The 12,248-nt window shown below is 66.3% G+C and carries 10 protein-coding genes and 2 pseudogenes; 7 read left to right on the top strand and 5 right to left on the bottom strand.

The features are described from left to right. Window positions 1-29: 29 nt before the first annotated feature. Entirely contained in the window at window positions 30-1,001 is a 972-nt protein-coding gene (locus ACYJSS_RS00730) for a helix-turn-helix domain-containing protein (RefSeq protein WP_236205184.1), read from the bottom strand. A gap of 262 nt (window positions 1,002-1,263) precedes the next feature. Here ACYJSS_RS00730 and ACYJSS_RS00725 point away from each other — a divergent pair, with 262 nt between their 5' ends. The 6 genes and pseudogenes from ACYJSS_RS00725 (at window position 1,264) to ACYJSS_RS00700 (ending at window position 8,002) form a co-directional block, all read left to right on the top strand. Beyond that, a complete protein-coding gene (locus ACYJSS_RS00725) occupies window positions 1,264-1,797 on the top strand; it encodes a 2,4'-dihydroxyacetophenone dioxygenase family protein (RefSeq protein WP_021221744.1) in 534 nt (177 codons plus the stop codon). Between the two features lie 44 nt (window positions 1,798-1,841). After that, a pseudogene (locus ACYJSS_RS00720) lies at window positions 1,842-3,112 on the top strand (MFS transporter). Then, complete coding sequence (locus ACYJSS_RS00715) at window positions 3,112-4,170, top strand: 2,3-butanediol dehydrogenase (protein WP_236205183.1); 1,059 nt, start codon at window positions 3,112-3,114, stop codon at window positions 4,168-4,170. Before ACYJSS_RS00720 ends, ACYJSS_RS00715 begins: the two are co-directional and overlap by 1 nt. Window positions 4,171-4,172: 2 nt before the next feature. After that, window positions 4,173-4,907, top strand: a complete 735-nt coding sequence (locus ACYJSS_RS00710; RefSeq protein ID WP_236205182.1) for an SDR family NAD(P)-dependent oxidoreductase — start codon at window positions 4,173-4,175, stop codon at window positions 4,905-4,907. 108 nt (window positions 4,908-5,015) lie between these two features. After that, window positions 5,016-6,317 (top strand): carbohydrate porin, encoded by a 1,302-nt coding sequence (locus ACYJSS_RS00705; protein ID WP_236205181.1) that lies wholly within the window; start codon window positions 5,016-5,018, stop codon window positions 6,315-6,317. Window positions 6,318-6,334: 17 nt separating this feature from the next. Next, complete coding sequence (locus tag ACYJSS_RS00700) at window positions 6,335-8,002, top strand: GMC family oxidoreductase (protein ID WP_236205180.1); 1,668 nt, start codon at window positions 6,335-6,337, stop codon at window positions 8,000-8,002. A gap of 206 nt (window positions 8,003-8,208) precedes the next feature. On the opposite strand, the gene ACYJSS_RS00695 is transcribed toward ACYJSS_RS00700, so the two are convergent. Continuing rightward, the gene (locus ACYJSS_RS00695; protein ID WP_031288592.1) at window positions 8,209-8,760 is read right to left on the bottom strand and encodes a TetR/AcrR family transcriptional regulator; all 552 of its coding nucleotides are present in this window, start codon (window positions 8,758-8,760) and stop codon (window positions 8,209-8,211) included. A gap of 106 nt (window positions 8,761-8,866) precedes the next feature. Between ACYJSS_RS00695 and ACYJSS_RS00690 the strand changes: the two genes are divergently transcribed. After that, a complete protein-coding gene (locus ACYJSS_RS00690; protein WP_021221736.1) occupies window positions 8,867-9,802 on the top strand; it encodes an alpha/beta hydrolase in 936 nt (311 codons plus the stop codon). Window positions 9,803-9,903: 101 nt separating this feature from the next. Here the strand turns inward: ACYJSS_RS00690 and ACYJSS_RS00685 are convergent, their stop codons facing one another. From ACYJSS_RS00685 to ACYJSS_RS00675, 3 genes and pseudogenes are all read right to left on the bottom strand, one after another. After that, window positions 9,904-10,353 carry a methyl-accepting chemotaxis protein gene (locus tag ACYJSS_RS00685; RefSeq protein WP_373874047.1) on the bottom strand — a complete coding sequence of 150 codons (450 nt, stop codon included), beginning with the start codon at window positions 10,351-10,353 and terminating at the stop codon, window positions 9,904-9,906. A 78-nt stretch (window positions 10,354-10,431) separates the two neighbouring features. Beyond that, a pseudogene (locus ACYJSS_RS00680) lies at window positions 10,432-11,202 on the bottom strand (PAS domain-containing protein); the annotation flags it as partial. A gap of 316 nt (window positions 11,203-11,518) precedes the next feature. After that, complete coding sequence (locus tag ACYJSS_RS00675; protein WP_236205178.1) at window positions 11,519-11,962, bottom strand: hypothetical protein; 444 nt, start codon at window positions 11,960-11,962, stop codon at window positions 11,519-11,521. Between the last annotated feature and the right edge of the window lie 286 nt (window positions 11,963-12,248).

Below are 12,248 nucleotides of genomic sequence, written 5' to 3'. Positions count from 1 at the left end.
CTGTCCACTTTTGGCCGAAAGCCGCCTCCCTACCTCTCCCCCACCTCCCCCCTCACCTCACTCGGCGTCCTTCCATACCTCGCTTTAAAGCTCCGCGCGAAATGCGCCTGGCTCGAATAGCCGTGCCGGTAGGCCACCTCGCTGATATCCAGGCCATTGGCCTGCGGGCTGCTGAGCAGGCGGTGGGCGAGTTCGAGGCGGCGTTCGGCGATGTAGCGGCTGGGTGAGCCGCCTTCCTGGGCGAACAGGCGGGTGAGGTGGCGCACGGAGATGCCGATGCCCTGGGCGACGCGCTCGCAGCTGAGGGCCGGGTCGCCCAGTTGTTCGGCGATCAGGCGCTTGGCGGCCAGTAGATAGGAGGCGCCCTGGGCGCTGACGCGGTGTTCGCCGGTGCTGCCGGCGATGATGCTGGAGAGCAGCTCCAGGGCGTCGTCTTCGAAGTGCTCGGCCTCGCGGTTGGCAGGGCGCTGGAAGAAGCCCTGGGTGCGCTCGCAGAGGGTGCGGGTGAGCAGGCGTTGCAGGCGGGTTTCCGCGCCCACCTTGAGCGGGCCGTCGAGGCGGCCGAGGCAGCGTTCGCCGAACAGGTCCTGGGGGATGTCGAAGATGAACTGGCGCATGGCGCCGGAGAAGCCGAACAGGTAGGGCTTGTCGGTGCGGTAGATGATCATCTCCCCCGGCTCCAGCAGGGTGCAGCCCTCGCCCTGGTAGAAGAACGAGCGGCTTTCCTGCACCAGGGAGACGAATACCGATTCCTTCGGCACCGAGCGGATCATCGAGCAGTCCCGCTCCACCACGTGCTGGTTGCCGCGCACCAGGGCCAGGCTCATGGCGCCCAGTTCGAGGTTGGACTGCGAGGCGGCCAGGCCGCCGTCGGCGTAGGAGGAGCATTTGAGGCCGACGAGGATGGAGGCGTTGTACTGCTCCCAGAACCTCAGGCGCTGTTCGACCGGGATGTCGCAGGTACTGGCTCGCCGGGTCTCGAGCAAGGCGGGTGTGGTCATTCTTATTGTTCTCGTGGGTCGCCGCGGATCGAACCCCCGGGCCAAACATCGGCAGCTCCCGGGGACCGGGCGTCGCGCATCCTCTGTGGGTGTGGGCGACGCCCGGTCATTAACATCTGAACGCTGCCCGCCGTCAATCGCCCCCCGCCCGCTGCCCGGGCCCTGTCCGAAAAGCGCAAACAACAGGGCCGAGGCGATCAAACCCGCTGCCGCCGCGCCCTCTAGAGTCGGCCCCAGTCCATAACAACAACGAGACTGGAACATGGCCGAGCCTGCCCGCAACGAATTCTGGAAAGACCTGCAAGCCATCCCCAACTGCTTCAAGCCCGACGCCAAGCCCGAGGTTTATCTGCCCAACGCGGCGAGCGACGACCTGAGCCTGTACGTGCCCTTCACCGAGACGGTGTCCTCGCGCCCGCTGTGGATCTCGCCGAGCGAGAACCGCTGGTGCGACATCCTCATGGCCCGCAGCGCCGGCCTGGTGAACCGCCACTACCACCCCCACGAAGTCTTCGCCTACACCCTCTCCGGCAAGTGGGGCTACCTGGAGCACGACTGGACCGCCACCGCCGGCGATTTCGTCTACGAGACGCCCGGCGAGGGCCACACCCTGGTGGCCTATGAGCACGAGGAGCCCATGCGCGCCTTCTTCATCGTCAAGGGCCCGCTGATCTGGCTCGACGAGCGCGGCGAGCCGGAGGGCTACTTCGACGTGCACTCCTACATCGCCATGTGCCGCGAGCACTACGAGAAGATCGGCCTCGGCGCCGCCTACATCGACTCCCTGTTCCGCTGACCCCTTGCCCGGGGCGCCCGCGCGGCGCCCCGGAGGAGAACGACATGGCGCCCACCACCTCCAACGCCCGGTATGAAAACGTACTGCTCGGCGTGCTCTTCCTCACCTTCGGCTTCGTATTCTTCGACCGCCTGGCACTGTCCTTCCTGTTCCCCTTCATGGCCGAGGAGCTGCAGCTCGGCAACCGCCACCTGGGCATGCTGTCGTCGGTGCTGGCCCTGGCCTGGGCGGTATCCGGGGCCCTGGTGGGCCTCTGGTCCGACCGCAACGGCGTGCGCAAGCCGCTGCTGATCGCGGCGGTGATCCTCTTCTCGCTGTGCTCGGCGCTGTCCGGGCTGGTGGGCGGCTTCCTCAGCCTGCTGCTGTTCCGGGCCGTGATGGGGCTGGCCGAGGGGCCGATCCTGCCGCTGTCGCAATCGCTGATGGTGGAGGCCTCCTCGCCCCACCGGCGCGGCCTCAACATGGGCCTGCTGCAGGGCTCGGCCGCCGGCCTGCTGGGCGCGGTGATCGGCCCGCCGGTGCTGATCGGCCTGGCCGAGGCCTTCGGCTGGCGGCATGCCTTCGTCATCTCCCTGGTGCCGGGGCTGCTGATCGCCTGGCTGATCTGGCGCTACGTGCGCCCCGACGACCGGGTACGCAAGCCCGACGCCAGCACGGCCGGCAACGGCGTCGGCCTCGGCGGCCGCCTGGCCCTGCTGAAGAGCCGCAACATCCTGCTGTGCACGCTGATCAGTTGCGTGTTCCTCACCTGGTTCATCGTGCTGATTTCCTTCACCCCCACCTTCCTGGTCAGCCAGCGTGGCTACAGCCCGGCGAGCATGGGCGGGATCATGAGCTGCCTGGGCGTGGCCTGGGTGTTCTGGGCTTCGCCGTGGCGGCGATCTCCGACCGCATCGGCCGGCGCCCGACCCTGGTGCTGTTCTCCCTGGTCGCCGCCTGCTGCCCGCTGGCCCTGCTCTATGCGCCCTCGCCCTTCAGCCTCGGCGCGGCGATGCTGCTGACCTACACCGGCCTGGGCTGCTTCACCCTGTTCATGGCCACCATCCCGGCGGAGACGGTGCCGCGCGGCTTCATCGCCACCGCCCTGGGGCTGATCATGGGCATCGGCGAGCTGGTGGGCGGCTTCATCGCCCCGACCATCGCCGGCTTCGCGGCCGACCGCTACGGCCTCTCCATCGTCATGTGGATGAGCTGCGGCGGCGCCCTGCTGGCCGCCCTGCTCTCGCTGTTCCTCAAGGAAACCGCGCCCACGGTGCTGGCCCGCCAGGCCGGCCGCCCCCTCGCCGACACCGCCAACCTGCAAGGACAACCCTGATGAACGCATTGCGCTGGCATGGCGCCCGGGACCTGCGCCTGGACGCCCTCGACATCCCCCCGCCCGGCCCCGGCGAGGTGGAACTCAAGGTGGCCTATTGCGGCATCTGCGGCAGCGACCTGCACGAGTACCAGGACGGCCCGCACTCCATCCCCCAACAGCAGCCCCACCCGCTGTCCGGCTGCCGCGCACCGCTGACCCTGGGCCACGAGTTCAGTGGCGTGGTCACCGCGCTGGGCGCCGGGGTGCAGGGCTTCGCGGTGGGTGACCGGGTGGCGGTGGAGCCCATCTACCGCTGCGGTGATTGCCACTACTGCCGCGTGGGCCAGTACAACCTGTGCAGTTCCATGGGCTTTATCGGCCTGATGGGCGATGGCGGTTTCGCCGAGCGCGCCCGGGTGCCGGCCTACATGCTGCACCGCCTGCCGGCCGGCGTGAGCCTGCGCCAGGCCGCCGTGCTGGAGCCGGCCGCCGTGGCCCTGCATGCCCTGCGCCAGAGCAGCCTGCAGCCCGGCGACCGCTGCGCGGTGTTCGGCCTCGGGCCCATCGGCCTGCTGCTGATCGCCCTCGCCCAGCTGCGCGGCGTCGAGCACATAGTCGCGGTGGACGTGGCCCCCGAGCGCCTGGCGCGGGCCCTGGAGTTCGGCGCCGAGCGCGTGCTCGACGCCCGCCAGGTGGACGTGGCGCAGCAGCTGCAGGCCAACGGTGGCGTGGATTGCGCCTTCGAGGCCGCCGGCACCCAGGCCACACTGGACGCGGCCCTGCACGGCCTGCGCAAGGGTGGCGAGGCGGTGCTGGTGGGCCTGATGGGCGAGGCGCGCTTCGACGCCTTCCACCTGGTCAATAACGAGCTGCGCATCACCAGCAGCGTCGGTTACCGCGACGTCTACCCGGAGCTGATCGCCCTGCTGGACAGCGGCCGCCTCGACCTGGGCCGCGCGGTGACCCGCTGCGTGCCACTGGAGCGCGCCGTCAGCGATGGCTTCGAAGCCCTGCTGGCCGACAAGGCGCAGATCAAGGTGCTGGTCAATCCCAACCCCGAACTGGCGGAGGCCTGAACATGCACGCATCGACCTTCAACCCCGGGCTGTTCCGTGATCGCCAGGTGCTGGTCACCGGCGGCACTTCCGGCATCGGCGCCGCCATCGCCCTGCAGTTCGCCGAACTGGGCGCCTCGGTGCTGGCCATCGGGCTTAACGCCGATGGCGCGCTCACCCCGCGCCACCCGCTGGTGCGCCCGCAGGAGCTGGACGTAAGCGATGCCGCCGCGCTGGAGGCGGCCATCCAGGCCCTGCCCCGGCTGGATGTGCTGGTCAACTGCGCCGGCATCAGCCGCGACCGCGAGGAATACCAGCCGGCGAGCTTCGAGCGCGTGCTGCAGATCAACCTCGTCGCCGCGATGCGCGCCAGCCAGTGCGCCCGCGAGCTGCTGGCCCGCCAGGGCGGCAGCATCGTCAACATCGCCTCGATGTTCAGCACCTTCGGTTCGGCCGACCGCCCCGCCTACAGCGCAAGCAAGGGCGCCATCGTGCAGCTGAGCAAGTCGCTGGCCATCGAGTACGCGGCCCTCGGCATCCGCGTCAACGCCATCGCCCCCGGCTGGATCGACACGCCCCTGGGCGCCGGCCTCAAGGCGGACGCGCAAGCCACCCGGCGGATCATGCAGCGCACGCCGCTGGAGCGCTGGGGCGAACCGGCCGAGGTGGCCGCCGCCGTGGCCTTCCTCTGCAGCCCGGCGGCCAGCTTCATCACCGGCGCCGTGCTCGCCGTGGATGGCGGCTACCTCTGCACCTGAAGCCCTGCCCCACCCGAGAACGCCCACCCCGGAGCCCGCGCCCCGGGGCGAGGCCCTGCTGCCCAAAACAACCGCGCCTTAACAACAACAAGAAAGGACCGCCCAACCATGACCCGCACCCTGGCCCGCAACGCCCTGCTCCTGAGCCTGCCCCTGCTGCCGCTGCCCGGCCTCGCCGACGAGGCCCCCGGCCCACTGGCGGAGCTGGGCAGCCAGCTCGCCGAACATGGCATCAAGACCCACGCGGTATTCCTCAGCCTGGCCGTGAAGAACCTCGACACCGGCCCGCGCCCGCACAGCTTCGGCAACAGCGGCGACCTGTTCCTCGGCGCCGACCTGGACCTGGGCAAAATGGCCGGCCTGGACGGCGCCGCCCTGCATATCGAGCAGACCCAGTTCATCCTCGACCGCAACACCGGCCAGCCCACCTCGGGCGCCTGGCAAGGCGCCGTCGGCAGCTACTTCGGCGGCGCGCCGATCCACAACGACATCGGCGCCAGCCAGCTGAGCCTGCTGACCTGGGAGCAGCAATGGCTCGACGGCAACCTGGAAACCCACCTGGGCCGCACCAACGCGCGCCGCTATTTCTTCATCTACAACTGCGAGAGCCAGGTCACCTGCAACGACCCGGTGATCGACGCCTCCACCGGCGTGCTGCCGCCGCCCTACGGCGCCTGGGGCGGCTACCTGAAGTACCGCCTGACACCGGACCTGTACCTGCACGCCGGGGCCTTCGAATCCAACCCCTTGGACTACCTGAAGAAGCGCCACGGGCTGGACTTCAGCACCACCGACGCCAGCGGCACCAGCCTGCTCTACGGCATCGGCCGCCGCGAAGGCGCCGAGCGCAACCCCTACAGCTCCCACTACGAGCTCAACGGCTACCACAACACCTCCCGGCAGACCGACCCGCTCACCGGTGCCAGCGAGCACGGCAGCAGCGGCGCCTTCTTCAAGTTCCAGCAAACGGTGTGGCGCGCCGACGGTGGCCAGGGTGATGCGCCCCAGGCGGCGCAGCTGTTCGGCTCGCTGTCGGCCGCCGCCGACGACAAGCAGCCCTTCCGCCACTTCGCCGAGGCCGGCATCAGTTGGCTCGCGCCCTTCGAGCGCCCCGGCGACACACTCAACCTCAAGGCCAGCTACCTGCGCCTCAACCCGCACCAGCTGGAGTTCCAGCGCCAGAGCCGCATCGCCGCCGGCGGCGACCCGAGCCAGGGCTCGCGGGATGTCTACGCACTGGAAGGCAACGGCCACTTCGCCCTTACCCGCCACCTCGCCCTGGAACCCAGCGTCCAGTACCTCTTCAACCCGGACAACTACTACAACCCCGGCGCCACCGAGATCAGTGGCGACGGCTTCGTCGTCGCCCTGCAGCTGACCCTCGACGTCGGCTCGCTGCTGGGCCTGTGAACCGCAAGGAACCCGTCATGACCTCACCCCGTCGCTTCGACTACATCATCGTCGGTGCCGGCTCGGCCGGCTGCGTGCTGGCCAACCGGCTCTCCGCCGACCCGGGCCTCTCGGTCTGCCTGATCGAGGCCGGCCCCAGCGACCGCAGCCTGTTCCCCGGCAGCTACATCCGCACACCGGCGGGCATCATCCGCCTGATCGCCAACCCGAAATGGAACTGGATGCACCGTTTCAGCCACGCCACCGGCAGCGGCGAAGTGGAGGTGCCCTGCCCGCGCGGCCGCGTGTGGGGCGGCTCCAGCGCCATCAACGGGATGATCTATATCCGGGGCCACCGCCACGACTACGACCAGTGGGCCGCCCAGGGCAATCGCGGCTGGAGCTACGACGAGGTGCTGCCCTACTTCCGCCGCTCGGAACACTTCGAGCCCGGCGCCTCGGCCTGGCACGGCCAGGGCGGCGAACTCAACGTCGCCGAGCTGCGCAGCCCCAGTGCGGTGAATGCAGTGTTCTACCAGGCCGGCGAAGAACTCGGCTGGCGCTACAACGCCGATTTCAACGGCAGTGATCAGGAAGGCATCGGCCCCTTCCACGTCACCCAGATCAACGGCGAGCGCTGCAGCGCCGCACGGGCCTTCCTCCACCCGGTGCTCGCGCGCCCCAACCTGCAGGTGCTCAGCGGCGCCCTCACCCACCGCGTGCTGCTGCAGGGCGACCGCGCAGTGGGCGTGGAAGTGAGCCAGGGCGAGGAATTGCTGCAGCTGTTCGCCGAGCGCGAGGTGATTCTCAGCGCCGGCAGCATCAACTCGCCGCAGCTGCTGATGCTCTCCGGCATCGGCTCGGCGGTGGAGCTGGCCCGCCACGGCATCGCCCTGCGCCACGAGCTGCCCGGCGTGGGCCAGAACCTGCAGGACCACCAGGACGTGGTGCTCATGTACCGCAGCGACGCCGCCCTGGGCTACGGCCTTTCCCCGCGCGGGCTCTGGCCGCTGCTGCGCTCGCCCTGGCAGTACCTGGCCGGCCGGCGCGGCCCGCTCACCTCCAATACCGTGGAAGCGGGCGGCTTCCTGCGGCTCGACCCCAACGCACCAACGCCCGAATTGGGCCTGATCGTCGCCCCGGCGCTGAAGAACCAGCCGCAGCGGCTGATCCCTTTCGGCCACGGCATCAGCCTGCATGTGGCGGTGATGCACCCGCAAAGCCGCGGCGAAGTGCGCTTGAACTCGGCGGACCCGCGCGACAGACCGCACCTGGCCGCCAACTTCCTCAGCCACCCCGAAGACCTGCGCAAACTGGTGGAAGGCGTGCGCCTGGTACGCCGCCTGGCCAGCACCGCCGCCTTCCGCCAGCACCTGCGCGGCGAGCTGGTGCCCGGCAAAGCCATCGACAGCCAGGCGCAGATCGAGCAATGGATACGCCAGAACCTCGGCACCGTGTTCCACCCCGTCGGCACCTGCAAGATGGGCCACGACCCGCTCGCCGTGGTCGACGACCAGCTACGCGTGCACGGCATCGACGGCCTGCGCGTGGTGGACGCCTCGATCATGCCCACCCTCATCACCGGCAACACCAACGCCCCGGCAATGATGATCGCGGAGAAGGCGGCGGAGATGATTCTGGGAACGGCACGCAAGGCGCCTGATTCGAAACCCAATGACGTCACCCTGCCCGCGCTCACTTCCTAGGGTGCGCGGCATGTAGGGGCTACTTCAGTCGCCAAGCAGACCGCAGGTCTGCCACTCGGTATCGCAGGGGGGATGCTGCGCATCCCTTGGCGACTGAAGTCGCCCGTACAGCGCTCCTTCGTTAGCCGGCGCCCTTCGAGCACCTATGCCACGCGTTCTTCCTGCTGGGTTAACAATTCGAGATGAATCAGAGCGCGGGCTTTGTATCAGGCCAGGTCTGTAAAGGAGTGTTGGGAAAACCATTCGAGAATATCGTCACGCTGCTGCTCGGTGTGCGGATGTGCCAGGAGGCCTTCTACGAGAAACGTTGCGACCGTAGCCAACATCCTGGCTCGCCCTTCACTGACGCCTTTGGCTTTCAACGCGCGGACCACTGTAGTTTCTAGAATTCGGTGAAATCCCTCATGCCAATCCTGAATCACTGCGGATTGGCCAAGTTTGCCGTGAACCGTATTTACCAGCGCTCGGCTTTGTTCAAATTCCTGTAACGCCCAGGCAATCTGGTCCTTCAGGGGTAATCCCACTATCGAGGGCAGCCGCTTTAGACTGTCCGACACCAGGCGGTTGAGCACCCCAACCAGAAGTTCGTCTTTGCTGCCGTAGTACCAGTAGAGGGTATTAGGGGTCACTCCCAGCTCTTGGGCAATTCGACTCATGGAGGTAGCGTCGTAGCCACATGTGATGAACAGCTTGGCGGCGGTTTCTTCCAGCTCCCCTCTTTTCACATCCAGATCAATGTCACGCTTATTCTTGGCCATGCTGCCAACTCCCACTGTCGCCCGGGCCATTCTTGAATTGCATTCAAGAGGAGTAGATTTATCTCTTGAATGCCATCCAAGATAATTCTGCCTCTGGAGCTGCGCCATGGAAAAACTGAGACATAACCCTGAAGACCTTACGTGCCAAAGCGAACGAACAGGCTTCTATTCGGAGGGTACTTGGTGCGCAGCCACGCTGCATTGGCCGGCAAACACCAACAAACACGCCAGGCCGGCCATTCTCATGGTGCACGGATGGGGAGGCATCCAGAACGCACTGACGGTGCCATTCTATGAAGAGTTCACGCGCGCCGGGTATGCGGTCATGACGTTCGACTACCGCAGTTGGGGTGAGAGCGCTGGGCTTCCTCGGCAGACCATTTCGGCTCGTCAGCGCATGCAAGACGCCGATGCAGCGCTCGCCTTCTTGAAATCCCATCCACGCATTGACCCAACCAAAATCGTCGTTTGGGGCTCTTCTTTCGGCGGTGGCCATGCGGTGGAGCTAGCAGCAGATCATCCAGAACTGGCAGGTGTGATCGCCCAGGTCCCCATGTTGGACGGCATGGCTACGGTATTGGCGCTACCTGCCCCCCGCCTGATGAAATTCGCTGTTTACTGTTTGTCCGATCTGATCAAACCCGGGCGGCCCATTTATATTCCGGTTGTCAGCGAACCTGGGGCGTTTTCTTCGATGGATAGAGATGACGCCCATACGGCACTGCAACTCGCTGAGCGCAGCTTGAGGCGCAAGTACGACAATCGTGTCGCTGCGCGCTCCCTGATCACAATGGGTCCCTATCGCCCGCTCAAACGATTGAAGGAAATTCAGGTTCCCACGTTATTGCTGGGAGCAACGGAGGACACAGTCGCCCCCTTCGTAGAGCCCGCAATTAACAAAGTGAAAAATCCTTACATCACCGTAGAAACGATCAAAGCCAACCATTTCCAACCTTACTTTGAGCCTTTCTTCAGCGAGGTTATATCCAAGGAACTGGAGTTTCTGAAGGGCCTGCATCACGCGACGGCCCTGGTCTCGTAGACACCCTCAAGCCTCAACAGAGGCCACCAGCCACTGCGAAATAATCCGTTCTTGGCCAATAGCGGCCCTTCAAAAAAACTGGCCCGGTGCCGGGGTCGACGTTACTTGAAGAGCGCCGAAACCACCTTGGCGACGTGTTCGGCGCCCCGGCTTATCTCGCCCATGATGGTGGCGACGGTGGAGATCTGCGCGTTGTTGTCCTTGGCGCTGGCTTCGATCTTCTTCATGTAGTCGTCGATCTGCTGGGTCATCTTCACGTTCTCGGTGACCACGCTCTTGATCTCGACGGTGGCGCCGCTGGTGCGCCCGGCCAGTTGCCGCACTTCGTCGGCCACCACGGCGAAACCGCGCCCCATGTCCCCTGCCCGCGCCGCTTCGATGGCGGCATTGAGGGCCAGCAGGTTGGTCTGCTCGGCGACGCCCTGGATGGTAGTGACGATGTTCTCGATGTCCTTGGCCTGCAGGCTCAGCTTGGAGATGAGGTCCACGGCGGTGTTCACCATGGTCAGGGTGGTGGCGGAGATCACCACCGACTGATCGAGCGAGTCCATGCCCCGGTTGGAGATCTGCGCAGTCTCCTCGGCGGTGGAGAAGGACAGTTCGGCGGCACGCCGGACCTCTTCGTTGCGGCGCACCTGTTCGGTGACGTCGATGGCGAACTTGACCACCTTGAACACGGTGCCGGACTCGTCCTTCACCGGGTTGTAGCTGGCCTCGATGTGCACGGTGTTGCCGGAGGCGGTCTTGCGCTCGAAGTGGCCGCGATAGAAGTTGCCGGCCTTGAGGTTGGCCCAGAAGTCGGGGTTCTCCTTGTAGAACGTGTCGAGGCACAGCATGCGGTGGTGGCGGCCCTTGAGGCTGCCGAGGCTGTAGCCCATCAGGTGCAGGAAGTTGTCGTTGGCGTCGATGATCTCGCCGTCGGGGGTGAACTCGATCATCGCCATGGAGCGGCGCAGCGCGTCGCTCAGCGCGGCCAGCACCAGCAGGTCGGAGTGTTTCTGGGTGACGTCGCTGGCGATCTTGAGGACCTCAGTCACGCGGCCGGACTCATCCTTGACCGGGAAGTAGGTCGCCTCCAGCCAGATCACCGAGCCGTTCTTGGCGATGCGCTTGAACACCCCGCGCTGGGAAATGCCGTTGGCCAGGGATGCCCAGAAACGCTCATAGGCGCTGGAACTGCGGAAGCTGTCCTCGCAGAAGATGCGGTGGTGCTTGCCTACGATCTCCTGCTCGGTGTAGCCGACCACCTGTAGGAACAGGGGGTTGGCAGTGATGATCTCGCCCCGGGGGGTGAAGCAGATGGACGCGACGTTGTCCTCGACGGCACGCAGCCGCTGGAGGTTTTCTTCGTCCTGGGGGGTCTTGATGGCAGGGCTGACTCGGCTCTTTCTGAACAGCATGATGAGCTCCTCGCGGTATGGGGTCGGAACGTTTTGCCCTTACTGCCCGCAGTAGTCGTCCGGTAGCCGGAGCGGCCTTCCTCAGAGTAGCCAAGCCAAACGGAATGAGAAGCTGATGCAACCCCAAACCCATCGACTTGGGGTTGTCTTCAGTTCCGCTTCATCTTGCTGTGATCCGGACTCAATGGTTATCGGCACTTCCCTATTTTCTGTAGGGAAATCCTTAGCAGCCAAAATGCCGCTGCGCTTGATGAATGCACAAGGCAGAGGGTCGAGGGCCGCAAACTCCCCATCTGAAGCCTCCCGTACGTTCGGGTCAGGCGAATGACAGGCCCCGAGATGGGCGAGGCGCCAGCAACAGGGCCAGCCACAACCAGACGAACGGCACCGCCGCCCCTATGAGCAGAGGCGAGGCGTAACCGCTCAGCGAGAAGGCGCAGAGGCTGGCTGCCAGCACGGCAAGTCCCCAGAGCAGGCCGGCCCGCGCGCGCCGGCCCAGGCTGCGGGCCAGGGCGTGGACGATGAACCGCCCGATGACCGAGGCAACGACGAGCACCTGCTCGACGCCCAGGATGGCGATACCTGTCATGAAGGCGGGCCCTTCGGTCGCCTCCCGCTCCACAGCCCGGAAGAACCAGGCGACCTGCGCCCCGTAGAGCACGGCCACCCCGGCCAGGGCCACCAGAAACGCTCGCCATCCAGGGAGCAGCGCGGGCAGCGTGCCCACCAGCAACATCCCGATCAATGCCATGCCGTGCATGTGCCAACCTCCTTGTGTGGATCATCCTCGACGCCCGGCGAGGCGGCTTCCCTGCCTGCGGTTGGGCGTACCCAGGGCGCCATCATCGACGGGGCACGCGCCAGGTCAATCCCCGGGATGAGTTCCCGTCGATGGGTTCACAGAGGGGAGGCGCACGGCTCACCTAGGCTCACCCTCGGCGTATCCCAGCACCCTTTCACAGATCCGTGCCGCCTCGATTTCCAACCTGCATTGGCAGTGGCACTATCGGCCAGCTGCATGGAAATGGATGTCGCCATGCGCGCTC

The organism is Pseudomonas sp. No.21 (genome assembly GCF_054558415.1).
This window is presented reverse-complemented; position numbering and strand designations above follow the sequence as displayed.

Coding starts and splice junctions, on each gene's coding strand:
- ACYJSS_RS00710 (WP_236205182.1), top strand. CDS start 4,173: ATGCACGCATCGACCTTCAACCCCGGGCTGTTCCGTGATCGCCAGGTG.
- ACYJSS_RS00730 (WP_236205184.1), bottom strand. CDS start 1,001: ATGACCACACCCGCCTTGCTCGAGACCCGGCGAGCCAGTACCTGCGAC.
- ACYJSS_RS00715 (WP_236205183.1), top strand. CDS start 3,112: ATGAACGCATTGCGCTGGCATGGCGCCCGGGACCTGCGCCTGGACGCC.
- ACYJSS_RS00695 (WP_031288592.1), bottom strand. CDS start 8,760: ATGGCCAAGAATAAGCGTGACATTGATCTGGATGTGAAAAGAGGGGAG.
- ACYJSS_RS00725 (WP_021221744.1), top strand. CDS start 1,264: ATGGCCGAGCCTGCCCGCAACGAATTCTGGAAAGACCTGCAAGCCATC.
- ACYJSS_RS00705 (WP_236205181.1), top strand. CDS start 5,016: ATGACCCGCACCCTGGCCCGCAACGCCCTGCTCCTGAGCCTGCCCCTG.
- ACYJSS_RS00700 (WP_236205180.1), top strand. CDS start 6,335: ATGACCTCACCCCGTCGCTTCGACTACATCATCGTCGGTGCCGGCTCG.
- ACYJSS_RS00675 (WP_236205178.1), bottom strand. CDS start 11,962: ATGCACGGCATGGCATTGATCGGGATGTTGCTGGTGGGCACGCTGCCC.
- ACYJSS_RS00685 (WP_373874047.1), bottom strand. CDS start 10,353: ATGGACTCGCTCGATCAGTCGGTGGTGATCTCCGCCACCACCCTGACC.
- ACYJSS_RS00690 (WP_021221736.1), top strand. CDS start 8,867: ATGGAAAAACTGAGACATAACCCTGAAGACCTTACGTGCCAAAGCGAA.